The 22,846-nt window shown below is 60.8% G+C and carries 22 protein-coding genes and 1 pseudogene; 4 read left to right on the plus strand and 19 right to left on the minus strand.

The annotated features are described in order from the left end of the window. Nucleotides 1-327: 327 nt before the first annotated feature. The 5 genes from DW892_RS07705 to DW892_RS07725 all read right to left on the minus strand — a co-directional run bounded on the left by DW892_RS07705 (nt 328) and on the right by DW892_RS07725 (nt 4,336). Nucleotides 328-1,032, minus strand: coding sequence for a transaldolase (locus tag DW892_RS07705; protein WP_233543052.1), 705 nt, complete (start codon nt 1,030-1,032; stop codon nt 328-330). 323 nt (nt 1,033-1,355) lie between these two features. After that, entirely contained in the window at nt 1,356-2,747 is a 1,392-nt protein-coding gene (locus DW892_RS07710) for a PTS ascorbate transporter subunit IIC (RefSeq protein ID WP_117766757.1), read from the minus strand. Nucleotides 2,748-2,818: 71 nt separating this feature from the next. Beyond that, the gene (locus DW892_RS07715) at nt 2,819-3,094 is read right to left on the minus strand and encodes a PTS sugar transporter subunit IIB (RefSeq protein WP_022094539.1); all 276 of its coding nucleotides are present in this window, start codon (nt 3,092-3,094) and stop codon (nt 2,819-2,821) included. A 75-nt stretch (nt 3,095-3,169) separates the two neighbouring features. Then, nucleotides 3,170-3,616 carry a PTS sugar transporter subunit IIA gene (locus DW892_RS07720; protein ID WP_117766759.1) on the minus strand — a complete coding sequence of 149 codons (447 nt, stop codon included), beginning with the start codon at nt 3,614-3,616 and terminating at the stop codon, nt 3,170-3,172. 9 nt (nt 3,617-3,625) lie between these two features. Further along, the gene (locus DW892_RS07725) at nt 3,626-4,336 is read right to left on the minus strand and encodes a transaldolase (protein ID WP_117640993.1); all 711 of its coding nucleotides are present in this window, start codon (nt 4,334-4,336) and stop codon (nt 3,626-3,628) included. Nucleotides 4,337-4,684: 348 nt separating this feature from the next. Here DW892_RS07725 and DW892_RS07730 point away from each other — a divergent pair, with 348 nt between their 5' ends. Continuing rightward, a complete protein-coding gene (locus DW892_RS07730; RefSeq protein ID WP_158549398.1) occupies nt 4,685-5,476 on the plus strand; it encodes a DeoR/GlpR family DNA-binding transcription regulator in 792 nt (263 codons plus the stop codon). A 45-nt stretch (nt 5,477-5,521) separates the two neighbouring features. Here the strand turns inward: DW892_RS07730 and DW892_RS07735 are convergent. The 9 genes and pseudogenes from DW892_RS07735 to DW892_RS07775 form a co-directional block, all read right to left on the minus strand. Next, nucleotides 5,522-5,773 (minus strand): annotated as a pseudogene (locus DW892_RS07735) (HAD family hydrolase); the annotation flags it as partial. 191 nt (nt 5,774-5,964) lie between these two features. After that, nucleotides 5,965-7,056, minus strand: a complete 1,092-nt coding sequence (locus DW892_RS07740) for an alpha/beta hydrolase (protein WP_117640996.1) — start codon at nt 7,054-7,056, stop codon at nt 5,965-5,967. A gap of 2 nt (nt 7,057-7,058) precedes the next feature. Continuing rightward, the gene (locus DW892_RS07745; protein ID WP_055251950.1) at nt 7,059-8,003 is read right to left on the minus strand and encodes an aldo/keto reductase; all 945 of its coding nucleotides are present in this window, start codon (nt 8,001-8,003) and stop codon (nt 7,059-7,061) included. 97 nt (nt 8,004-8,100) lie between these two features. Next, nucleotides 8,101-8,937 (minus strand): PTS system mannose/fructose/sorbose family transporter subunit IID, encoded by an 837-nt coding sequence (locus tag DW892_RS07750; protein ID WP_055251948.1) that lies wholly within the window; start codon nt 8,935-8,937, stop codon nt 8,101-8,103. Further along, entirely contained in the window at nt 8,934-9,746 is an 813-nt protein-coding gene (locus tag DW892_RS07755) for a PTS sugar transporter subunit IIC (RefSeq protein ID WP_089573151.1), read from the minus strand. The genes DW892_RS07750 and DW892_RS07755 overlap by 4 nt, the downstream gene beginning before the upstream one ends. A 46-nt stretch (nt 9,747-9,792) precedes the next feature. Then, nucleotides 9,793-10,296: a PTS sugar transporter subunit IIB gene (locus tag DW892_RS07760; protein WP_055251944.1), complete on the minus strand. Its 504-nt coding sequence runs from the start codon at nt 10,294-10,296 to the stop codon at nt 9,793-9,795. 29 nt (nt 10,297-10,325) lie between these two features. Beyond that, on the minus strand, nt 10,326-10,754 hold the full coding sequence (locus DW892_RS07765) for a PTS sugar transporter subunit IIA (protein ID WP_055251942.1): 429 nt from the start codon (nt 10,752-10,754) through the stop codon (nt 10,326-10,328). 10 nt (nt 10,755-10,764) lie between these two features. Next, complete coding sequence (locus DW892_RS07770) at nt 10,765-11,619, minus strand: class II fructose-bisphosphate aldolase (RefSeq protein WP_055251940.1); 855 nt, start codon at nt 11,617-11,619, stop codon at nt 10,765-10,767. Between the two features lie 114 nt (nt 11,620-11,733). Next, the gene (locus tag DW892_RS07775; RefSeq protein WP_055251938.1) at nt 11,734-12,936 is read right to left on the minus strand and encodes an MFS transporter; all 1,203 of its coding nucleotides are present in this window, start codon (nt 12,934-12,936) and stop codon (nt 11,734-11,736) included. Nucleotides 12,937-13,236: 300 nt separating this feature from the next. Between DW892_RS07775 and DW892_RS07780 the strand changes: the two genes are divergently transcribed. Together DW892_RS07780 and DW892_RS07785 are read left to right on the plus strand one after the other, a co-directional pair. Continuing rightward, nucleotides 13,237-14,100, plus strand: coding sequence for a MurR/RpiR family transcriptional regulator (locus DW892_RS07780; protein ID WP_117640420.1), 864 nt, complete (start codon nt 13,237-13,239; stop codon nt 14,098-14,100). 49 nt (nt 14,101-14,149) lie between these two features. Continuing rightward, nucleotides 14,150-14,977: an HAD hydrolase family protein gene (locus tag DW892_RS07785; RefSeq protein ID WP_117766761.1), complete on the plus strand. Its 828-nt coding sequence runs from the start codon at nt 14,150-14,152 to the stop codon at nt 14,975-14,977. Nucleotides 14,978-15,029: 52 nt separating this feature from the next. Here DW892_RS07785 and DW892_RS10405 read toward each other — a convergent pair whose 3' ends face one another. Further along, nucleotides 15,030-15,179, minus strand: coding sequence for a hypothetical protein (locus DW892_RS10405; RefSeq protein ID WP_158567043.1), 150 nt, complete (start codon nt 15,177-15,179; stop codon nt 15,030-15,032). 251 nt (nt 15,180-15,430) lie between these two features. Here DW892_RS10405 and rlmKL point away from each other — a divergent pair, with 251 nt between their 5' ends. Then, on the plus strand, nt 15,431-18,001 hold the full coding sequence (gene rlmKL, locus DW892_RS07790) for a bifunctional 23S rRNA (guanine(2069)-N(7))-methyltransferase RlmK/23S rRNA (guanine(2445)-N(2))-methyltransferase RlmL (protein ID WP_117766763.1): 2,571 nt from the start codon (nt 15,431-15,433) through the stop codon (nt 17,999-18,001). Between the two features lie 94 nt (nt 18,002-18,095). Here rlmKL and DW892_RS07795 read toward each other — a convergent pair whose 3' ends face one another. The 4 genes from DW892_RS07795 to DW892_RS07810 form a co-directional block, all read right to left on the minus strand. Further along, complete coding sequence (locus tag DW892_RS07795) at nt 18,096-18,809, minus strand: response regulator (RefSeq protein ID WP_199665671.1); 714 nt, start codon at nt 18,807-18,809, stop codon at nt 18,096-18,098. Between the two features lie 4 nt (nt 18,810-18,813). After that, entirely contained in the window at nt 18,814-20,439 is a 1,626-nt protein-coding gene (locus DW892_RS07800) for an ATP-binding protein (protein WP_117766765.1), read from the minus strand. Between the two features lie 114 nt (nt 20,440-20,553). Continuing rightward, on the minus strand, nt 20,554-20,748 hold the full coding sequence (locus tag DW892_RS07805) for a hypothetical protein (RefSeq protein ID WP_147349860.1): 195 nt from the start codon (nt 20,746-20,748) through the stop codon (nt 20,554-20,556). 61 nt (nt 20,749-20,809) lie between these two features. Continuing rightward, nucleotides 20,810-22,837 carry a KUP/HAK/KT family potassium transporter gene (locus tag DW892_RS07810; RefSeq protein WP_117766769.1) on the minus strand — a complete coding sequence of 676 codons (2,028 nt, stop codon included), beginning with the start codon at nt 22,835-22,837 and terminating at the stop codon, nt 20,810-20,812. Between the last annotated feature and the right edge of the window lie 9 nt (nt 22,838-22,846).

Raw genomic sequence — 22,846 nt, forward strand, 5'->3', positions numbered from 1 at the left:
CAATTTCCGCCGTTCCGTATGCCCCTCAGAGACGAAAAAGCAAGAAACAGCCCCCGTTTTAGCGTCATCAGAGCCAAAACGGGGGCTGTTCCATGCTTCACCCAGCTGGTAAAAGCCTTTACCTTGCTGAATACTCTCAATTTTGCACGGCGCAGGCGGGGGTACCTTTGTCCACGGCAGGATATGGAAGCCTATCACCAACCTACCGGCAAGTTCGTGTCGGCAGCCCCGGCCTTTCCTTTGCCTAGCGCGACCCTCGCGAAGCGCGTGAGCGATAGGGAAAGGAAAGGCCGGGGCGAACAACCCGCGATGTAGTCAGCGTTCGCGTTACGGCAGGATATGGAAACCGAGCGAGGCGATATCCTTGGCAAAGCCGCGCACGGTGTCGAGCGAGACCTCGTACGGGTCGCGGCCGATGTTCTTGCGCTTGGCCAGGATGCTGTTGGGCACCGTAATGATCTGGCAACCGCAGGCTTCGGCCTGGTAAATGTTGATGAGCTCGCGCGTGGATGCCCATAGGACCTCGCAGTTGGGCTTGGCGGCGGCCTTCTTGACCGACTCCGTCATAAACGGAATGGGATCGACGCCGGTGTCGGCGATGCGGCCGGCAAAGAGCGAGATGATGGACGGCGTCTCGGCGTCAACGGCCTCGACCATCTCGTCGACCTGCGTAGGCGTAAAGATGGTGGTGACGTTGACCTTGATGCCGTCGGCCGAAAGCTTGCGGACCAGCTCGGCGGTGGACTCGCCCTTGGTGGTCACGCACGGAATCTTGACGTAGACGTTCTCGGCCCAGGTAGCGATCTCGCGGGCCTCGACCTCCATGGTCTCGACGTCGTCGGCAAAGACCTCAAACGACACGGACACATCGGTGATGTGGGCCAGGACCTCCTTGGCAAACGCGCGGTAATCCGTCACGCCGCCCTTCTTCATAAGGGACGGGTTGGTCGTGAAACCCTGAACGTTGCCGTTCTCGTACATGTCGAGCATGCCCTCGAGGTTTGCACCGTCAGCGAACACCTTGATTGCCATCTGCCTGATTCCTTTCGTTAGCATACGGCCGATAAACTGCTAAACACTTTACCTACGTTTATCAAGGCGTTAGCTGCGGTTTTTTTATCTTCTCGGCGAACGGTTTTGCAGATTTACCATTTTTTATCAACGCCCCAGCGGCAAAACGTTTTTGCCGATCATTGCGTTTGGTTCCGTTCACGGAACAGAAGCAGCGCCTCACCGGCTCATATTCACAACCGCTCCAAATAAAAAGCGGTGACGCCTCGTTTGAGACGTCACCGCTTCCGTGTAGGAGCCGGTTATCGGAGCTCCGCCCGATTAGGGCTTAACGTATGCCTGGATTACTCTTCCTCAACGTGATTGATCACAGCACCCTTGGTGTGGATGAAGTTGGGGACGAAGGCAACGACCAGAAGGACAGCGAGAATCGCGTAGACACCGGTGGTACCGAAGGCCTCGGCAGCGCGGCCAAGCGTAATACCAATGACGGAGAAATCGAAGTCGCCGAACGTAGTGTTCTTGAAGCCAAAGACGTCAAGAACGGGCAGGAGCAGAGCCGGGGCAAAGGTGATGAGCAGGCCGTTGACGAAAGCGCCAAGAGCTGCGCCCTTGCGACCGCCGGTAGCATTGCCGTAGATACCTGCGGTAGCACCGCAGAAGAAGTGGGGAACCATGCCCGGGATGATGAAGATGCCCAGGGTAGCGCCCACGATGAACATACCGACCACGCCACCGATGAAGGAGGCAACAAAGCCGAGGATGACGGCGGTGGGAGCATAGGGGAAGAAGACGGCGCAGTCGACGGCGGGGATGGCGCCGGGGATCAGCTTGTTGGAGATGCCCTGGAAAGCCGGGACCAGGTCGGCAAGGATCATACGAACGCCGTTGTAGACGATAGTGACACCGACGGCGAAGGACAGGGCACAGGTCAGGGCATAGACGATTACATTGTCGCCGCCAGCGATCTTGGTAACGACCGCAGGATCTGCGATGTAAGCGGCGAAAGCGGTAACCAGGTAGAAGAAGGCCATGGTAAGAGCCGTGGAGATGGTGGTGTCGCGCAGGAAGGAGAACTTCTCGGGAACCTCGATCTTCTCGGTGCTGTTCTCCTCGGCGTCCTTAGCAAAAAGCGTACCGACTGCAGCGGAGATGTAATAGGCGAGTGAACCGAAGTGGCCCATGGCGATTTCATCGCCATCGGTAACCTTCTCGGTGAAACGCTGACCAACGGCGGGAAGCATAGCGCTCACGAGGCCCAGGAACATGCCGCCCACGATGACAAGCTGGACATCCTGGAAGCCAGATGCCTGCAGAACGGCAGAAAGCAGGCAGGCCATAAACATGCTGTGATGGCCCGTCAGGAAGATGTACTTAAACTTGGTAAAGCGGGCAATGATAATGTTCACGACGTAGCCGAGAATCAGGATCATCATGGTCTGAACGCCGAGGACGCTCTGAGCCATCGAAACGACGACCTCGTTGTTGGGCACGACGCCGGTGATGTGGAAACCGGTCTCGATGAAGGTACCCAGCGGAGCAAGGTTCTCCTGAACAACAGCGGCGCCGGCAGACAGCATGATGTAACCAAGAATGGGCTTCAGGGTGCCCGTCATCACCTTGTGGGCAGGACGCTTAAGCGCGACAAGGCCCACAAAGGCAAATAGACCCATAATCCACGCTGGCTTGGTCAGAATCGATTGGATAAACTCAAGTATGGGAAGGATGGCTTGCATCTGCGCTTCCTTTCTCTCTAACGTGGGCGCGTTTCCCTCTTCCACAGGGAACCGCCCTTTTTTGTGCCGCTTTAGGCGTTAGCGGCGGCCGCCTTGATTGCCTCGAGGGCGTCTTCGCGGATCTTCTTCTTGTTCACATAGCTGCGAACGATCACAACGTTGCCGTGGAGCTCGGGTGCGAGCTCTTTAACGGTGATGAACAGATCCGGATTTGCGGAAGAAGCACCGTTCAGGTCCATAGACTCAACGTCGGCCTTGATGCCCTCCTCCTCGCAAAGCTCCTCGACTTTGCCAGCGAGCATCAGGCTAGACCCGATGCCGTTTCCGCATACGGTGATGATATGCATGGCAACCTTCCTCTCCTACACGTGACGGTTTTCCGTCTATCCAAAAGCGGCGACGCATCGCCGTGCCATTAAGGCCTAAAAGAATGAACGCATGGTCTCCAAAACCTGCTCGGGCGTATCGCATGCGCTGAGTTTGGCAACGCAGTCATCGTCCTCGAACATCTGCGAAAGCTCCGCCAAGCAACCAAGATGAGCCTTAGGGTCGGGCGCGCAAATACCCACGAGCACGTGAACCGGATCGAAATCCTCGTGTCCAAACGCAACGGCTGGGTCAAGCGTGACGATACAGATTCCCGCTTCACTCACATTGCCATCTGCCTGAGCGTGGGGCATGGCGATGCCCTCTTCCAAGACCATATAGGGGCCGAATTTGTGAACCGATGAAATCATGGCGTCAACATAGCTCTGGTCGCATTTGCCAGCGCCTACGAGCAACTTACCGCATGCCCTGATCGCTTCCTCCCAATCGGAGGCCTCGACGTGGCAGGCAACAAGCTCGGGCTTAAGAAGATCGGTCAGCATGCTCGTCCCCTACTCCTCGGGCAAGATATGAAAACCAAGCGCCTGAACGTCGCGGGCAAAGCCCTTGACCGTATCAAGCGAGTACTCAAGCAAATCTTTCCCGAAATTCTTGCGCTTGGCAAGAATGGCATTGGGGACCGTAATGATCTGGCATCCAACGGACTCCGCCTGGAAGATATTGAGGACCTCGCGCGTAGACGCCCAGAGAACCTCGGCAGCAGGCTTAACGGCAGCCTTCTTTACGGACTCCGCCATGAGGGGCAGCGGATCGACGCCGGTATCGGCAATGCGACCGGCGAAGATGGACAGAATAGAGGGGGTCTCGGCAGAGACGGCATCGACAAACTCGTCGACCTGCTCGGGCGTGAAGATCGTGGTGACATTCACCTTGATGCCGTCGGCAGAAAGGCGCTTGACCAGCGCGGCAGTGGACTCGCCCTTGGTGTTGAGCGCCGGGATCTTAACGTAGACGTTGTCTGCCCAGGTTGCAATCTCGCGAGCCTCGGCTTCCATACCAGCCTCGTCGTCGGCGAACACCTCAAAAGAAACCGACACATCGGTAATGTGCTCAAGAACCGTCTTGGCAAAAGCGCGATAGTCAGTCACGCCACCGGCCTTCATAAGGGAAGGATTGGTCGTGAAGCCCTGAACGTTGCCATTGTCATGCATGTCAAGCATGCCTTCGAGGTTAGCGCCGTCGGCAAACACCTTAATCGCCATGTTCGGTCCTTTCTCATCTAGCACTATTGCTATCGAAAGCCTTCTTCTTTGTTTCAAAAGCTTTTCGGCTTTCTTTTATAAACTATTTCAAAAGCCATCGAAAGCTCAATTGTCAACTTTCCGTGAACGGTCGAATATCGGGTGTGAACGTACTTCTTTTGGGCGGCACCTTCAGAATGAGACTCTTTATAGCCCGTCTACGTGCGAACTATCTGCTACGCATGCATTTGTGACATGCCATTCCGTTCTTTTGATTCATTCGAATTTGCCTTGTTCTTTTCATATCGATACGTTATATTTCGATTACGAAAGGCGCATCTTTTACCTTTTGTTCAAAAGGAGCGGCATATGTCATCTACTTCAGACCTTTCACCGGCCGAGCGTCAGCGATTTATCATGAATTGGCTGGCCGAAAAGCCAAATATCTCGGTATCCGACATCGTTCGCCGTTTTTCGGTTTCGGAAGTCACCGCACGACACGACCTCATCTCGCTGGAATCCGAAGGCAAGCTGCGTCGCGTACGCGGCGGAGCGGTATCGCTTTCTCGCTCCAACGCAATCTCGTATCCCGAAGAGCGCATCAATGTCCAAGTCGAGGCCAAGGAAGCCATCGCCGCAACCGCAGCAACTCTTGTTGATGATGGCGATGTTCTGGTAATTGATATCGGCACCACAGGCTTTTACTTCGCTAAGGCCCTCATGGACAAGCGTGAGATCACCATTATCACCGGCGATCTTGCAATCGCGAACTACGCCAGCTTCAATCTCCCCAATGCTTCGGTAGTGCTGCTGGGCGGCTCCGTGCGCAAGGGCCACCTCTATCTCGCGGGCGCACTAACGCTCGACTGCATGAGCAAACTACATGCCGACAAGGCGTTTGTCAGTGCCGACGGATTCCACCCCGACCACGGTTTTACCGTCGAGCACGACTTCTCGGCCATGATCAAGCATATGTACCTTACCAACTCAAACCAGGGCTACATGATGGTTGACCAGGGAAAGTTCAACAAAACCAGTTTTTATCAGTCCGCGCAGATCGATGACCTCGACGGCATCATCGTTGATGGAGACGACGAGAGCATCATGACGGCGGCAATCGAGAGCAGTCGCAGTCATCCCAAGCTCTATATTGCAAAATAGCTCAAATGGCCGGGTCGCCCCCACTGCGGGCGACCCGGCCATTTATTAAATCAACCCAAAATGCTGCATCGCTGTGACGGTACCGTCGTGTGCGACATCGTCGGTCACGTAGTCGGCGAGCGCCTTGACTTCGGGCATGGCGTTGTCCATGGCGACAGCCGTCTCGACAGCGGCGAGCATACCCAGATCGTTGCCGGAATCGCCAAAGCCAAAGGTGCGCGCGTTGCCGGTGCGACCTAGATACGCCAGCGCCCGCGCCAGGCCCACGCCCTTGTCGATGCCCTTGGGGCTCAACTCGCGATTTGTTTGCTGGGCTCACTTGGAAGAGCGGCGGTAAACGCATCTCCCGGTTAATCCGGCACCGCCGAAGCGAACCCCACACACGCCCGCCGGCAAGCGGCACGCGCCCGCCAACGCAAAGGTCCGGCGGGACGCACCTAGCATCCCGCCGGACCGTCACTCGTCCAGGAGGTCGCCGCGACGAGCCCCTAGATCTTCGCAAGCTCCTCGGAGATGACGCGACAGACATCCTCAGCCTGAGGCATCACGCCGTACATCTCGAAGAAGCCGTGGTCGCAGCCGCGATAACGAATCGCAGTGACGTCAACGCCCGCATCCTGCAGCCTCTTCGCGAACAGCTCGTCCTGATAGCGCAGATAGTCATACTCGGAAGAGATGATGACCGTGCGGGGGAACGCGCTCACGTCCTCCGCGAACAGCGCGGAAATCAGCGGGTCGAGCATCTTGTCCGCATCGCCGTTGACGTACATGGGCGGAAGGTCGTTGTTGGCGAGGCGAATGCGATCAACCCTGCTCAGCGCCTCGGGCCTCTGCTCATCCACGACCTCGTACAGGTCATAGGACCACTCATCCGGAACGGGACCGCCATCAACGAGCGGATAAAGCTCGACAACCGCCTTGATCCTATCCGCGTGAGAGCCCTCGAGCACGACGGCATTCGACAGGCTGCCACCCGCAGAGTCACCAGCCACGGCAATGCGAGTCGCATCAACGCCCAGCTCGTCAGCGTGATCGACAAGCCAGTCGAGCGTCTTCACGCAGTCCTCGACGCCACCGGGGAACATCGTCTCGGGAGACAAGCGGTACTCCGGATAGATCGCGACGCAACCCGTGCGCTCCACGATGTCGCGCAGGCAGTTCTCGTACTGGCCGATGTTGCCCACCATGAACCCGCCGCCATGGATGAACACGAGCGCGGCAGACCCATCCTCGTGCCCCTCCGGCGTGAAGATGTGCAGCGGAATGCCCTTGTCGCCGAAGTTCATGACGACGGTCTTCTTGGCAACGTTCGCGCCCCTCACGACGTGGGTCTCCTTGTTGGGCGCGGAGCGCCACGCGATCACGTCCACCGGTCCGGCCGGCGCCGACCCCGCCGCAGGAGTCGCAGCGAGCTTCGCGTGCGCACGAGCATAGACGCGCGGATCGAGCACGTGCTCGCGGTCGTCACCCGGCACGGGCTTCAGCATCAGCCTCAGGCCGTTAGGCTCGACAACCTCCCTCGCGCCACTCTCAAGCACCTCAAGCTCGGAAGTGGGGTACTTCCTATCCTCGGCGCTCATGGCTAGCCGATCTTCAGCTCGTCGAGCCTGGCGTCGAGCTTGGCCATCTCGTCGGCGGAAAGCTCCCACTCGAACGTCTCGCAGTTCTGAATCGCGTGGGCGTCCGTGCGCACGCCCACGAGAGCGGTGCCCACGTACTCCTTCTGGGTGCTCCAGTTCACGGCAACCTGCGCCACGGGTTTGTCGTGGGCCTCGGCGATCTCGTCCATGACCTTGAGCAGCTCCTGGACGCGCGAGAACTTGGGCTCCCGGAAGTAGTCGTAGAAGCCACCGCGGACGTCGCCTTCCTCGAACTTCGTCAGCTCGCGGAACTTGCCCGACAGGATGCCCGCGCCAAGGGAGCCATAGGTGAAGGAGTCGATGCCACGCTCGTAGCCCCACTTGATGAGGTCCTCGGAGGAGCGGTCAACCATAGAGTAGGGCGGCTGCTGGACGTCAATCTGAGCGACCTTCTCGCACTCCTCGATCATCTCGGTCGTGAAGTTGGAGACGCCGATGTGGCGAATCTTGCCCTGCTCCTTGAGGAGCTGGAGGGCGCACATCGTCTCGGAGAACGGAGTCTTAGCGTCGGGCCAGTGCACGAAGTAGAAGTCGATGTAGTCGGTGCGGAGGTTGCGCAGCGAGCTCTCGACCTCCCTCATGATGTTCTTGAACGAGGAGTCGCGGTCATAGCCGGCGGCGCTGGTGATCAGGCCAACCTTGGTCGAGAGCAGGTAGCTCTCTCTGTCGACGCCCCTGAGCGCGTTGCCGACGACCTTCTCGGACGTGCCGTTGCCATAGCACGGCGCGGTGTCGATGAGGTTGACGCCGTGATCGAGCATGGTGCGGATGGCGGACATGCTGGCGGCGTCATCGTTCTCACCAAAGGAGTCGCCGCCGATCGCCCAGGTGCCCACAGCGAGCTGGGAGACGTCGACATCGGAATTCTTGAGGTGCGTGTAGCGCATGTTCTCTCCTTCTAATGGGGCGGCACGCGTCGAATGTCCTCGATCGCGTGCCGCCGGGAATTGCCTTAAACAAGCTTCGAATGATCCGGAAGCCGCCCTACACGATGCCCACGAGGCCGAGGACGAGCGCCAGAATCATGATGCCAACCAGGATGATGTTGACGTTCACGTTCTTCTTGCGCAGGAGCCAGAGGACGACGAGCGTAAGCCCCAGGGGCACGATGCCCTTGAAGATCGAGTCGAGGTAGGTCTGGATCATGACGGGGTCAGAGTCCTGAACCGGAATGGACAGGATCGTGTTGAATTGGACGTTCGCCGCAGTCATGGCACCGATCATCACGAGGCCAACCGTGGAGGTCGCCTTGGTGATGAGCTTCATGAGACCACCCTCGTACATCTCGGAGATGAAGTTGGTGCCCATGCTGAAGCCGAGGTAGGTCATGAAGTATCGGCAGAGGATCGACGGGATGTTGTAGATCAGCAGGAACATGATCGCGCCGAGGGGCGAGCCGCTCATGGCGAGGTTGATGCCAATGCCGGCAGCGATGACACGCAGGACGCCCCAGAAGATTGCGTCACCGATGCCGGACATCGGGCCCATCAGGGAAACCTTGATGCCGTCGATGGACTCGGTGTCGAAGTCTTCGTGCTGCGAGTTCTCCCTCTCCATGGAGGCGACGAGGCCCATGGCGAACGTGCCGACGTTCTGGGTAATGTTGTACCAAGTCGTGTGACGCTTCATGGCTTCGGCACGGGCCTCGGGGTCATCGGCGTAGTAGCGGTTAAGCGCGGGCTGGACGGAGTACAGCCAGCCGTCGGCGCCAGCCTTGACGGAACCGCCGGCGCAGGAGGCGAACACGGAGAAAGAGCGCAGGAAAATGCTGTTGAGCATCTTCTTGTCTTCAGGGCTCACATTCTTGGTCAGGTTGCTCATGCGAAGAAATCCTCCTCGTCGCTGGTTACAGAGTCGTTGGAAACGGCCTGGGTGGCCAAGCCCTTCTTGGTGAGATCGAAAATCTCCTTGTCGCGGAGGGCGGAGGCAACCGCGATGATGACGCCGAGAACCGCGATGGCGATCATCGGGAGGCCGAGGTACTGGTAGAGCGTGAAGCCCAGGAAGAAGTAGATGCTGAGCTCGGTGCTCCACAGCATCTGGAGCAGGAGCGCCATACCAACGGCGGGCAGGAGGGCGCCCACGGCGTTGAGGCCGCTCATGACATTGGCCGGAATCTGGTTGACAATGGCGGCAACGGGCTCAGCGCCAAGGTAAACGCCGAGGAAGGCGATGAGGCCAAAGGCGGCGTACTTAACGAACCAGAGAACGAAGTGCTGAAGCGCGAGGCCCTTTTCGTTGCCCTCGGCGGCCATCTTGTCAAAGGTGGCGGCGAAGAACGCGAGGAACACGTTGTTCATGAAGATCGAGAGGAACGCGGTGACGACGCCAACGGGAACGGCCAGCGTGATGGCGGCGCCTTGGTCGATGCCGGCGCCAACGGTGAAGGCGACGGCGAGGGCGGTCGCGGTAACGGGCTCGGCGGAGATGGCGCCACCGATGTTAACCGCGCCCATGAAGATTGCCTCGAGAGAGGCACCGATGATGACACCGGTCTTGACGTCGCCCATCAGAAGGCCCGCAACGAGGCCGACCACGAGAGGACGCTCGATCATACACTGACCGAGAACCCAGTTGCCGCCGTAGCAAATCAGCACGGTCAACCAGGCCATTACTGCTAACCCAATCATTTGACTTCCTTTCTCTCATTTCATTTGACCGCCTGGCCAAATCCCCTTATTTCTCCGCCGCCTCGATCAGACTCTTGAGAGGAGTCTTGGGATTGGACGGGATAAGCTGATGGAAAACCGGAATACCCTGCTCGCAAAGCTCCTTCGCGGCCTCGAGCTCATCCGGGTTGAGCATGATCGTGGAGTTGAGGGCGACCTTGCTATCCGGATCGGACTTGTCGAAGCGGCCGACATTGGCAACGTTCACGCCCTCGATCTTGCCCGGTGCGCCTTTAACGAGCTCAAGCACGTCACGCACGCAGTTGGTGAGCGCGAAGATGCGCATGGAGTCCGCACGCGGATCGTTCGCGATGCGGCAAGCATCCGGAACATCCTTGACGAGGAGCTTCTGGCCCGCCGGCGTACCCATGGAAAGCGTCATGCGAAGGGCATCGCTCTCCACGGCGTGCTTGTTGGCGACGATGATCCTGGTGGTGTTGAGCTCCTTGGTCCACACCAGGGCGACCTGCCCGTGAATCAGACGGTCATCGACTCGAACCTGAACAATCATTGTTTCCTCTCCTTACTTATTAGTGCTCTCTAATCGAAGAAGTCTCCGTCGGACCCCTCGTTGTCCGCGGCCTTGCTCGGAGGCTCGACGACCTGCATCGTCGCCCTCGCCAGCTCGACGCTCTGCTTGATCGAATCTGCCGTGACCGGCTCAGCGCCGAGGAGCGCCTCGATCACGAGGCCGAGGTTCATACCGGTAACATGGACGATCCCGCGCTTCTCCGGCTCCATGAGGACGACCTTCTGGAAGACGGAGCCACCGTAGATGTCGGTGAAAATGATGGCCTCGTCCTCAGGGCCCACCGAGTCAATAAACGCCTGGATGCGAGGGGTGAAATCGGAGTCGTCCACGTAGCAGTCAACTGCTTCCACCATGTCCGCCATACCGGTCAGGATCTCGATCGAGCTCCTGATTCCGCTTGCGAGGTGACCGTGCGACGCGACAAGAACTTTCTTCATCGAGTCTCTCCTAGAGCGAATAGTGGTTGGGGTTCAGAAGCTGGATCTTGCTTGCGACGAACGCGCGCATGTCGGGGGCGGCGTCCATCAGGAGGCCAACGCCGTTGCCGTCGTTCTTGCCGGAGCTGATGTCCTTCTCGAAGGCGCGGTACATGGAGCGGAAGTACTCCGTGGCGATGTTGAACTTGCTCATGCCGAGGTTCACGGCCTCCTGGAGCTGCTCGTCGGGGATGTCGGAGCATCCGTGCATGACGAGGGGGACGCTGACGGCCTCCCTGCAGGCCTTGATGCGCTCCATGTCGAGGTTCGGGACCTTGACGTAGGGGCCGTGGGCGTTGCCGACGGCGATGGCGAGCGAACCACAGCCGGTGCCCTCGACGAACTCCTCGGCGAGGTTCGGGTCGGTATAGTGGTCGCTGTTCACGAAGTCGTTGGCGTCGGAGCCGTTGCCGACGTGGCCGAGCTCGGCCTCGATGTCAACGTCGAAGATCTTGGCGACCTGGACGACGTCCTTCGTGAGCTGGAAGTTCTCCTCATAGGGAAGCGAGGAGCCGTCGACCATGACGGAGGGGAAACCGGCCTTGACGCCCTTGACGGCGATCTCGTAACCAGCGGAGTGATCCTGGTGGACGGCGACGGGCACGCTCGCGCGCTCGGCGTAATAGCGGGCGGCGAAGGCGATGATGTCGAGGGCACAGTGGTCCTCGAAGCCGGGCCAGTACTGAATGATGATAGGCATGTGCTCATCCTCGGCGGCCTGGATCGCATAACGGATGGTCTCCGTGTTGATGACGTTGATCGCGGGCACGCCATAGTGGTGCTCGGTCGCATGTTGAAGAAGCTCGTTGACCTTGATGAGAGACATCTTTGTCTTCCTTTCACTTGGATAACCATTGGATTGGACAGTTCTCAGCTCGTCAGCTGGTTGAACACGAAGAGAAGCGCGAAGCAGGCAGGCGCTTGCAAAACGCGGTGGAACCTATGCGGCCGACTGGCCCTCAGGCTGTGGCGCTGCGCTTCGACGCCACAGCACGTACGCCACAAAAGCAACGACCGCAGCAATCGTTGAAGCGAGGGCGAAGGCCAGAAAACCCGCGTGCGTGCCGAGCGCGTCGCACGCCCAACCGCCAAACAGGTTCGCAACCACGACGGACAGACCGCTCTGAACCATCGCGAAGGCGCTCTGACCTCGAGCGCGACAATCCTCGTAAGTGTGGTTGGCAATGTAGGTAACGCAGGAGTAGTAGACGGTCATGTAACTCACGCTCTGCAGCAGCTGGCCGCAGATCATGACCGGGACGATGCCGGTGCCCACGAGCACGAGCCTGAGCGCCGCCATGAAGCAGGAAAAGATCAGGAGGTTCATCTCGCCGAAGCGCCTGACCAGCTTGGAGGAAACGAGCAGGATGGGGATCTCGCTCGCAGCGGAGACCGCACTCAGGACGCCCACGAGGTTCTGACCCTCGCCAAGCTCGACCGCGTAGCGGCCCAAGAACGCCCCGATGAAGCCAATCGCGGCCGAACTGATGAAGGCGAAGACCAAGACGAAGGCGATCTCATTGCTGGTAAACAGCGAGAGGAGGCCCTTTCCGTGGGAGACCTTGGGATCGTCCGCGGCATTGGCGCGAATTCCCGCCTCGGGGAGGCGCCACATGTGAGCCGCGAAGACCACCAGCGCGGCAGAGACCACCGCGAACTGGATTTGAGGAGCCATGTCGAGCAGCCGACCGACGATCAGGACGACGATGGCATAGCCGATAGTGCCACCCATGCGAATGCGAGAAAAGTCCAGGCCAGAGCGATCCGCGAGCTCGATGACGAGGGAGTCGCTCAGGGGCAGGAGCCCCGAGAAAAACGCCGAGAACGCAAAGGTTACGAGAAGGACCGGGACGAACGTCGACGCCAGGTAATACAGCGGAGCGAGTACCGCCGCCGCAAGGCAGAGGATCACGATGACCGCGCGGCGGCGCCCGAGCTTGTCGGCGATCGTCGACCAGAGCGGCTGGATGGCGAGCGCACACACCGGGGTCGCCGCGAGGAGGATGCCGGTCTGGGCTGCGCTGAGGCCGAGGCTCGTGTAGTGAGCGGAGAGGAACGGCGAGTACACGCCCGCGCAGACCCAGTAGAGGACGTTCGCGAAGAACAGCGAAGTCATGCTTGCGTTTGTCCTGGCGTTGTGCATCGTGCTTCTCCCTTCTTGCTCGCCGGGTGCCTGTCTGGGCTTCGAAGTGATTCGCCATCTAGCGTGAAACAAAGTTGTGAGGCGTTGGAACAATGTTCTGTTGTTTCATCGTTTTCGTGCCGTTGTTTCACGGCTCATAAGATAGCAGCTCAAGATGAGATTGCGCCGGGGAAGCACCGATTTACCGTGAACGGTAGGAAATCAGCGGTGAAACGCTATTTCACCGCTTATGAAACATTTTGCTTTATTTTCACCTCTCTTGACCTAAGATACGAAGCAAACTAGGGCCAAGGAGTAACCATGGATAAGACAGGGGATGTGCTCAGCCACATCTGCGCGGTCATGAACAGCCTATCCCCCTCGGAGAAGGCAATCGCAACGTATGTGCTCGACCACCCGTCGGACGTCGCAACGATGACCGTCCGCGAACTCGCCGCAGGAACCGGTACGTCACCGGCGTCTGTTTCGAGGTTCGCAAGGACGCTTGACTACCGAACCTATTCGGACATGCGTCTGGCGCTCGGCATATCCATCAGCAGGGCCTCCGGCGAGGAAAAGGCCACGGGCGGCAAGGTTACTCTGGACGACGTCGAGGGCTCCATTAAGTACGTCCTGTCTCACAAGGTCAAGGAGCTCTCCCAAACCGCCTCGCTCATTGACTCCGATGACTTTTCGACAGTCGTCAATCTGCTCCACAACGCCAACCTCGTCCTGATTGCGGGCGTCGGCAACTCGATTAGCATGGGCGTAAACGCGGCGTTCAAGCTCTCACAGGTTGGAGTCAGGGCGTTTTGCCCCAGTACCACCGATGCCATGGTCTCCGCCGCAACCAGCCTCAAGGAGAATGACATCCTGCTCGTCATTTCGACGTCCGGATACTCGAAGCGCCTCGTCAACATATTCGACTCTGCCGAGGATTCGAACACCCCCATCATCATGATCACAGACAACCCAGATACGCCGCTCGCGAAGCGTGCCACGTATATCATCCGAGCCATCTCGCGAGATCAGGCCATCACCGGAACCGAGGTCGCCTTCTCGCACAGCTCGATCAACTTCGTCATCGAGCTGCTGTTCCTCTTCCTGACCTCTTGCTGGGATGACCCGGTAGAGTTTAACAGGATCATCTCGAAGAATCTCTTGGGAGACAGGCAATACAGCTAGGACGACGCACACCGGCGCACCGACGCCCAGACCGAAACGGGAGGACCCCTTGATAAAGCTCATCCTCGCAGACATGGACGGGACCCTGCTGCCGTTTGGCTCAAGGGTCGTATCGGAGCGCACGCACAGCGCGATTCTTTCGGCGCTTGATGCGGGCATCGCGTTCGGCCCCGCAAGCGGCCGCGACTACGCCGACCTGGCCGATGCCTTTGACGGCGACGCGCGCTGTTTCTCGACCGGCATCATGGCCAACGGAAAGAAGGTCTTCTCCAGCGGCGAACTCGTGTTCAAAAAGACGCTCTCGACGGAGGCCCTCGTCAAGCTCGATAGCGCCGTACGCCCCTACGCGGGGACGTCACTCTGGCTAGTCGCCGATGTCGATGAGACAGGCAAACGCTGCGAGCAGTTCCTCTGCGCCGTCGAGCCTGGCGACGAATTCGCCCTGGAAATCGTTAAGGACTCCGGAAGAGACATGGCGCTCGGAGACGTGCCCACGAACCGTGACGTCACCACCGCCGGCATCTTCGTCAACGTCAGCTCCGCCCCGACGGAAGTCGTTCGGAGTCGATGCAAGGAAGCCTGCCCAGAGCTTGATTTCCCCTCGCCCGTCCCATTCTTCCTCGATGTTGTTCCGGCTGGCTGGAGCAAGGTAAACGGACTCGACGCGCTTCTCGGCAGCCTTGGGGTCACGCTGGACGAGGTCGCTTTTATCGGAGACTCGGAAAACGACGTGACGCTCCTCGAAAAGGTGCCGAACTCCTACGCAGTCGCGGGCGCGATGCCAGAGGCGAAGGCCGCGGCCCATCACCTGATCGGGGACGCAGCCGAGGACTCCGTCGCGAAGCTCATCGAACAGATTGTCCAGCAGCGAGGCTAGGGTTCCGCCAGCGTGGCATGCGCCGCGTGCCTCGTCATCCGTTCGTGGCGCGCTACCTCGTGACGATCCAGAGCGTGGCCATCGTCGCGACGCCGATGCCTACGATGAGCGCGACCCACAGGACGCGGACCACGAGGTTCATGTCGCCCGCCACCACCATGTCGTTCGCGTGCCAGAACCAGCTCTCGTTTCCCTCGCACATGATGCCCTCCCTTGGCCTCGATTACGCCATCTATGGCCGAGCAATCGCAGGTCACGTGCCATGGATTTGCCCTACGCCCAGCTTTCAGTTCTGTAAGGCGGCGGGAGCCTGTGCGAGGCCCCGAGTCCTGAGGCTGTTGCAATGAAAATGGGAATCAAGGAGCACGCATCAATCATATGGGTTCCTTTCGAGGATAAGGGCAAACGAAGCATCCATCATATAATGGAGCGACGCAACCAGAGAGGTCACCCATGGAATTTTACGCAAGCTGCCCCGAGGGCTTTGAGTCCGCACTCGCCGATGAGCTTAAACGCCTCGGGCTTTCGCATGTCCGCCGCCTGAAGGGCCGCGCTACGTTTGAGGGCGAGCTTGAGCAGGGCTACCGCGCCTGTCTGTGGTCGCGCCTGGCCAGCCGCGTGTTCGTAGTGCTTGGGCGCTTTGAGGCGCAGGATGCCGATGAGCTGTACGACGGCGTTTACGACATCGCTTGGGAGACCATCGTCCGCCCCGGCGCCACCATCGCCATCACCGCCCGCGGCGTGACCGAGCAGCTGCGCAACACGCGCTTCTCGGCCCTACGCGCCAAGGACGCGCTGTGCGACCGTCTGGCCGAGACCACGGGCCGTCGCGCCGATGTCGACGCTGCCGATCCCGACGTTCACCTGCTGCTTTCGCTGCGCCAGCGTCGCGCGAGCATCAGCCTGGACCTTTCGGGCGACCCGTTATTCAAGCGCCTGCCGCCTGCCGCGACCCGCGCCGGCGAGGGCACTCACGTGCTGCGCCCCGACTACGCCGCCCTGGTGCTGGCGCAGGTCGGCTGGACTGCACTGTGCGAGCACGAGCTGACGGCCGACGATTACGAGAACGAAGCCCTGCCCACGCTGGTCAATGCCTCGTGCGCCGGCGGCGGCCTGCTGTTGGAGGCCGTGAACATTCTGACCGACCGCGCCCCGGGCGCCGCACGCGAGCGCTGGGGCTTTGAGGGCTGGCAGTTGCACGACGCCGCCCTATGGGAGCAGCTGCTCGCCGAGGCACGCGAGTGCGAGGCGGCAGCACGCGAGCGCCAGGCACGCATCGTGGCCGTAGACATCGACCCCGCCGCCCGCCAGACCGCCGAGCGCATGGTCAAGTGCGCCGGCTACAAGCGTTTTGTCGACTTTTGCGCTGCCAAGCCAGCCACCGTACTGGACCATGTGGGCGCTGTCGCCGGTGCCGCCGTGGTCGCAGATACGACCGAGACACCGCTGTCGCTTATGCATGACGCCATGACGCTGGTCGGCGAGCTGCGCCGTGCGCCCGAGCTCACTTCGGCACCGGTCGCCGCGCTCACCCGCGACGGATTGCTGGCCCGCGCGCTCCACGCTGAGCCCGCGCGCTCCATCGCCGTCATGCCCAACAACGAGGAGGCGACCGTCGAGGTTTGGCCCTCGCTCGACCACGCCGCCGCAGCGTTTGAGGCTGCGACCAGCGCGGATGCTGAGGGCGAGACCTCGGACGCCGACGACGTCATCAGCGACGAAGCCCCCGCCCCCGCCATGCCCGAGCCTGCCGCTACGCTCGACCTGGGCGACGGCAAGCCGCTGCCCGTGCTCATCCCCGAGTCGGAGCAGTTCGCCAACCGCCTGCGCAAGAATGCCCGTCTGCGCCGCAAGTGGGCCAAGCGCGAGGGCGTGAGCTGCTACCGCGTCTACGATGCCGACCTGCCCGATTACTCCGCCGCCATTGACCTGTACGAGGGCTGCCCGCAGACGCCGGGCCGCTGGCTCGTCATCGCCGAGTACGCCGCGCCTAAGACCATCGACCCCGCACTGGCCCAGGCCCGTATGCTCGACATTCTGGCCATCGCGCCGCGTATCCTGGACGTGCCGGCCGAGCACGTGCACGCCAAGGCCCGCATGCGCTCGCGCGGCGGCTCGCAGTACGGCAAGCAGGGCGCCGGCAAGGGCGCATCGGGCGAACGCGCCAACATCGCGCGCCGTCGCCTGCCGCTCATCGAAGAGGGCGGCCTTACCTTTGCCGTCAACTTTGACGACTATCTGGATGTGGGCATCTTCCTGGATCATCGCGTCACCCGCAACCTAGTGCGCGAGCACGCCAAGCAGGCACGCCGCTTCCTCAACCTGTTTGCCTACACCGGCACCGCTACCTGCTATGCGGCCGACGGCGGCGTCGAGGAAACCGTGACGGTCGACCTTTCCAACACCTACCTGGACTGGGCCGAGCGCAATATGCGCCAGAACGGCTTTGTTGGTCCGCAGCATCATTTTGTGCGCGACGACGTGCTCGCCTGGATTCGCGACCAGCGCCAGACGCGCAACCGCTGGGACCTGATCTTTGTCGACCCGCCCACGTTCTCGAACTCGTCCAAGATGGGCCGTCGCACCTGGGATGTTCAGCGCGACCATGTTGAGCTTTTGGCCGGCGTATCGCGCCTGCTCGCGCAGGGCGGCCACGCCATCTTTAGCTGTAACCTGCGCGGCTTCCGCCCCGAAACGCGCAAGCTCGCGCGCGCGGGCGTCGTGTTGGAGGACATTACGGCGCAGACCATCCCCGAGGACTTCGCGCGCAACCAGAAGGTGCACCATTGCTACATCGTGCGCCGCCTGCCCATCGAGGATGCCATGGCCGAGGTCGGCTTTAGTGCCGAGGAGATTGCCGAGCGAACCGAGGAGCTGCGCAACCCCGAAGCCCGCAAGCCCCGTGCAGCGGCACCCGCGCATGCACAGGCCGGCAACGGCAAGTCCAACTTTGCCGGCAAGCCCTCCCCCACCGGCAAGCTCAAAAAGAAGAAGTTCTACGCCAGCAAGCCCAAGGGCAAATAACAAAGTTGCGGTGGAATACGGACTGTTTTGCCTGGAATTAGGCAGTTTTAGACCGTATTTCACCGCGGCTCATATTGGGATGATGGTTGGCGATCTAGCCTTGGGTGACCAGTCGGTAACCGATACCCACGTGCGTTTGGATATAGCGCGGGTGCGCGGGATCGGACTCGATCTTCTTGCGCAGCGTGCCCATAAAGACACGCAGGCTTGCCAGGTCGCTCTTGGTCGCCGTGCCCCAAATCTCGTGCAAGATAAACTGGTGCGTCAGCACCTTGTCGGCGTTGTGCGCCAGCAGGCACAAGAGCTTGTACTCGATCGGCGTCAGATGCAATTCCTCGCCGTCCATCGTTGCGATACCGGCATCAAAATCGATATGCAACTCACCGGTATCGAACGAGCCCTCGGAGGCAACGCCGCCCGCCTGCGCATACGAAAGGCGCCTGAGCGTCGTGCGAATGCGCGCGAGCAGTTCCTCGACCGAAAACGGCTTGGTCAGATAGTCGTCGGCGCCGGCATCGAGCGCGCGGATCTTGTCCGCGTCCTCGCTGCGCGCCGAGACCACAATGATCGGCATGCCCGACCATGCGCGCACCGACTCCACCACCTTGACGCCATCCATATCGGGTAGGCCCAGATCGAGCAGCACAATGCTCGGTGCCTGCGACGAGGCGGCGGCGATGGCGGCATGGGCGGTCTCCACAGCCATATGACGCAGGCCGTGCGCCTCGAGCGCGGCAACGATAAGGTTGCGGACGGCGGGATCGTCCTCAACGACCAAGATGAGCGGTTTTACGGCAGAGTTCGGCACGGCGCTACTCCTTATCAAACGAAACATCGGCGGCGGGAAGCTCAATCGTAAAGACCGAGCCGTGCGGGTCCGCCGCGGCAACCTCTATGCTACCGCCATGCGCCAACGCAATGGAGCGGCAGAGCGAAAGACCCAGGCCCACGCTGCGGTGGCTGTCGGCCAGACCATGGTTGGCGGTGTAGAACGACTCAAAGATCCGCTCGCGGTCCTCGGGCGCGATGCCCGGCCCGTCATCGGCCACCGAGCACGTCACGTGCCCATCGTCGACGCCAATCGAAATCACGATATGCGAGCCTGCGGGCGTATAGGTGATGGCATTGTTCACCAGGTTCACCACGAGCTGTACCATCAGACGCGCGTCGACGCTAACGAGCGCCGGCTCATCGCACGCCACCACCTTAAGGTCGTGCTCGCGCACGGCCGGACTTACGTGGCGCAGCGCCTCCTCGACGATATCGTCCATGAGCTCGAGCGTGGTCGACAGGTGCATACCGCCACCCTCGAGCTTGGTGATGGCGAGCAGGTTCTCAACGGTGGCGTTGAGCCACAGTGCGTCCGAGCGAATGGATAGAAGCAGGCCGCGGCGCGTCTGGGCATCGAGCACCGCGGTGCCGGTCGAGCCCTGGTCGAGCAGCACATCGGCATTGCCCGAAATACTGGTAAGCGGCGTGCGCAGATCGTGCGAGATGGAGCGCAGTAAGTTGGCGCGCAGCTGCTCGTTTTTAGCGAGCACCGCCGCATCCTCGCGAGCCTCCATGGCGCGGGCGCGATCGAGCGCAAGCTCGCCTTCGCTCACGATGGCATCGGCAAGCGTCCGCTCCTCGGGCGTCAAAGCATCGGGCTCGGCGACAATGGCGAGCACCCCCACCACCGAGGCGGGATCACCCGCGCGCACCATGGTGTCACCCGAGCGCACGGTCAGGTATATGCCGTAGAACGCCGAAGCGCCATAGGTGGCATCGAGTGGCGTTCCCACATAGGCGGATGCCGAGAGCCGCGGCGGCATCTGGGGCGCCAACTGGTGCACCGGCACGGCATCGCCCACGGCCGTGTACGTCGTGCGCGGTAGCAGGTCATCGTTATCGGCATCGGCGCTATACCACATGACCGGACAGTCCGAAAGACGCGCCAGCTGCGTTGCCATAGCGTGCACAATCTGTTGCTGATCGCCACACCGCTGCAGCATGCGGTTGGTCTCGAGCACCATCTGCGTGCGACGGTCGCTGGCGGCAGCCTGCGCCAAGGCGCGGCGCAGGGCCAGCGCGATCGAGCTCGATACGAGCGAGACCGCAAACATGATAAAGAACATGCCGGGATAGACGCGGTCGATAAACGACAGCGAGCAGCGCGGGTCGACAAACAAGAAGTTGTAGAGCGCCACGGCGGCGGCAGAAGTCAGCAGGCAGTACAGGCGGCTCCAGGTAAAGAAAGCGCACAGCTGCACGGCGAACACATAGACGATCATGATGCTCGGCGCGAGCCCCGGATGATCGAGCAGCGCGCCCACAACCGTCGCCGCGACCAGCAGCCCCGCCGATACGCAGGCGTCATACAGGGGGCTGCGACGCGTCAGCGTTGTACGCCGCCACCAAAAATTCTCGGCAATATCGCCGTCCGCACGGACGTCCATCAGCGCCCCGCCCCTCTCTCAAAAACAAAAACCACCACAAAGGGGACAGGCACCTTTGTGGTGGTTTACCCTCGTGGTGGTTCTAAGTGTAAAGCCTTCTACGACCGGCAGCCGCTAGACAAACAGCACGTGCGCGAGCAGCGCGCACACACACGCCGCGACAAACACCAGCGCCACGACCGAAATCACGCGATCGGCCATGTCCATGTTGGCCCGATTCGTAAAGAACCGATCTTCGGCAGCGTCGACGCGTGCCTCACGCACCAGGGCGGCGAGCGCCTCGCGGCCATCAAGCATCTTTGCATCCATGCTTGCCTCCCCGGTCTCAATCTTGTCCATCGAAATCCAACTCCATGCAACCTGTCGGCGCCTACGGACGCTCGTCGGGAGCCAGGCGCTGCATCTTGCTCACGGCCTTAAACTTGGTGAACAGCGGCACGTACTCAAAGCTCACGTTGGAGTTCTCCAGGCCGTACCAGCGCGCAGGCGTGCCGGCGGCGCGGCGGATGATGTACTTGAGCGTGATGGCCGTACGCTCGCTGGGCTCCACGTCGCTTTCGGGCGCCAGCAGCTTGCGGATCATGACGAACTTAAACGTACCGATGTTGCCCGGGTCCTTGTAGACCGAGTAGTCATGCGTCTGCGCCGGCAGCTCGCCGCTGGCAGCCAGATCCTGAACAACCTGACGCAGATAGGCATTGACGCGCTGGTTGATCTTGTAGCCCAGATACAGATGCACGCGGAACACGTAGTCGGTGCCGAACGTCTCGACCGAGTAGGCAAAGGTATGCGGCTCCTCCATGGTCTCGACATTCACGAACCACCAGGCGCGAGCGCGCTTGGGGTGCTTATCCAAAATCGAGTAGACGATATCGCGGTCGATATAGTCGGTGTTGGTGTCCTTGGTCAGGTACACGATGTTGTCGCTCATGAGCTCGTAGCGATCGTCGTCGCGCAGGCGTTTGAGCTGCGGCAGATAGCTGCGCAGCGGCAGCAGCGTAAACTGACGTTGCTCGACCGCCGTGCCGTTGTACCAGCACACCATGATGCCCATGATGAGCGCGGCCATAAGGATGGTGAAATAGCCGCCGTGGAAGAACTTGGTGAGCGAGCTCACGAAGAAGAAGCCCTCGAGCATAAGGAAGAAGGCGGCAAAGATCCACGGCGCGACCTTGAGATTGCGCTCCACGTGCAGATAGAAGAAGAGCAGCATTGTCGTGCACATCATGGTCAGGGTAATGGCCAGGCCGTACGCGGCCTCCATGTGCGCCGAGTTCTGGAACAGCAGCACCACGACGACGCAGCCCACGAGCATGACGTTGTTGACCATGGGGATGTAGAGCTGGCCCTTGGTCTCGGCAGGATAGAAGACCTGCATATGCGGCATGAGGTCCAGGCGGCTGGCCTCGGACACCAGCGAGAATGCGCCGGTGATGAGCGCCTGCGAGGCGATGATGGCCGCGACGGTGGAAAGGCCGACGGCAAAGGGGCGCAGACCCGGGGCGAGCATCTGGTAGAAGGGGTTGAGGTCGGCAATACCCATGAGCTCCGGGTTGCCGGCGTTGTTGATAAGCCACGCGCCCTGGCCCATGTAGGACAGCAGCAGGCAGCACTTAACGAACGGCCAGGTGGCATAGATGTTGCCGCGGCCCACATGGCCCATGTCGGAATAGAGCGCCTCGGCACCGGTGGTAGCGAGGAAGCAGCTGCCCAAAATCATGATGCCCGCGTGGTTGTTGGGGCTCAGCAAAAAGGCGATGCCGCGCACCGGGTTGAGGCACAGCAGCACGGCGGGGTGCTGGCAGACAAAGAACAGGCCCGTGCCGCCCAGGAACAAAAACCACAGCGTCATGATGGGGCCGAAGGCGTGACCGATCTTGGCCGTGCCGATGCGCTGCACCAAGAAGAGCGCGATGATGATGGCAAGCGTGATGGCGACGACACGACCCTGGTCGTCACCGAGCACGGCATGGACCGCCGGGATGGTGCGCAGGCCCTCGATGGCCGTGGTGACGGTAACGGCAGGCGTCAGGATGCCGTCGGCGAGGAGCGCCGCGCCGCCCAGCATGGCGGGGATGATGAGCCACTTGCCGCAGCGCTTGACCAGGCTGTACAGGGCAAAGATGCCGCCCTCGCCGTGGTTGTCGGCGCGCAGCGAGATCAGCACGTACTTGACGGTCGTCAGCAGCGTGACCGTCCACACGACAAGGGAGAGCGCGCCGAGCACGAACTCCTGCGTGACGCTTCCGATGCCGCCGTTGCCGGCAACGAGCGCCTTGGTTACATACATGGGGCTGGTGCCGATATCGCCATACACCACGCCCAGCGTGACGAGCATCGCCGAGATGCTCACAGGAATCGCAGCGTGCGAGGCTACTTCCTTTGCCTTTTGTTCCATAAGCCGGTT

Source organism: Collinsella sp. AM40-7AC, from assembly GCF_003468125.1.
In the GTDB taxonomy this organism is placed as follows: domain Bacteria; phylum Actinomycetota; class Coriobacteriia; order Coriobacteriales; family Coriobacteriaceae; genus Collinsella; species Collinsella aerofaciens_O.

Coding starts and splice junctions, on each gene's coding strand:
- DW892_RS07810 (WP_117766769.1), bottom strand. CDS start 22,837: ATGGAACAAAAGGCAAAGGAAGTAGCCTCGCACGCTGCGATTCCTGTG.
- DW892_RS07715 (WP_022094539.1), bottom strand. CDS start 3,094: ATGCATATCATCACCGTATGCGGAAACGGCATCGGGTCTAGCCTGATG.
- DW892_RS07740 (WP_117640996.1), bottom strand. CDS start 7,056: ATGAGCGCCGAGGATAGGAAGTACCCCACTTCCGAGCTTGAGGTGCTT.
- DW892_RS07775 (WP_055251938.1), bottom strand. CDS start 12,936: ATGCACAACGCCAGGACAAACGCAAGCATGACTTCGCTGTTCTTCGCG.
- DW892_RS07800 (WP_117766765.1), bottom strand. CDS start 20,439: ATGGACGTCCGTGCGGACGGCGATATTGCCGAGAATTTTTGGTGGCGG.
- DW892_RS07720 (WP_117766759.1), bottom strand. CDS start 3,616: ATGCTGACCGATCTTCTTAAGCCCGAGCTTGTTGCCTGCCACGTCGAG.
- DW892_RS07745 (WP_055251950.1), bottom strand. CDS start 8,003: ATGCGCTACACGCACCTCAAGAATTCCGATGTCGACGTCTCCCAGCTC.
- DW892_RS07760 (WP_055251944.1), bottom strand. CDS start 10,296: ATGATTGTTCAGGTTCGAGTCGATGACCGTCTGATTCACGGGCAGGTC.
- DW892_RS07805 (WP_147349860.1), bottom strand. CDS start 20,748: ATGGATGCAAAGATGCTTGATGGCCGCGAGGCGCTCGCCGCCCTGGTG.
- DW892_RS07710 (WP_117766757.1), bottom strand. CDS start 2,747: ATGCAAGCCATCCTTCCCATACTTGAGTTTATCCAATCGATTCTGACC.
- DW892_RS07730 (WP_158549398.1), top strand. CDS start 4,685: ATGTCATCTACTTCAGACCTTTCACCGGCCGAGCGTCAGCGATTTATC.
- DW892_RS07755 (WP_089573151.1), bottom strand. CDS start 9,746: ATGATTGGGTTAGCAGTAATGGCCTGGTTGACCGTGCTGATTTGCTAC.
- DW892_RS07770 (WP_055251940.1), bottom strand. CDS start 11,619: ATGTCTCTCATCAAGGTCAACGAGCTTCTTCAACATGCGACCGAGCAC.
- DW892_RS07765 (WP_055251942.1), bottom strand. CDS start 10,754: ATGAAGAAAGTTCTTGTCGCGTCGCACGGTCACCTCGCAAGCGGAATC.
- DW892_RS07780 (WP_117640420.1), top strand. CDS start 13,237: ATGGATAAGACAGGGGATGTGCTCAGCCACATCTGCGCGGTCATGAAC.
- DW892_RS07750 (WP_055251948.1), bottom strand. CDS start 8,937: ATGAGCAACCTGACCAAGAATGTGAGCCCTGAAGACAAGAAGATGCTC.
- DW892_RS07705 (WP_233543052.1), bottom strand. CDS start 1,032: ATGGCAATCAAGGTGTTCGCTGACGGTGCAAACCTCGAGGGCATGCTC.
- rlmKL (WP_117766763.1), top strand. CDS start 15,431: ATGGAATTTTACGCAAGCTGCCCCGAGGGCTTTGAGTCCGCACTCGCC.
- DW892_RS07725 (WP_117640993.1), bottom strand. CDS start 4,336: ATGGCGATTAAGGTGTTTGCCGACGGCGCTAACCTCGAAGGCATGCTT.
- DW892_RS10405 (WP_158567043.1), bottom strand. CDS start 15,179: ATGTGCGAGGGAAACGAGAGCTGGTTCTGGCACGCGAACGACATGGTG.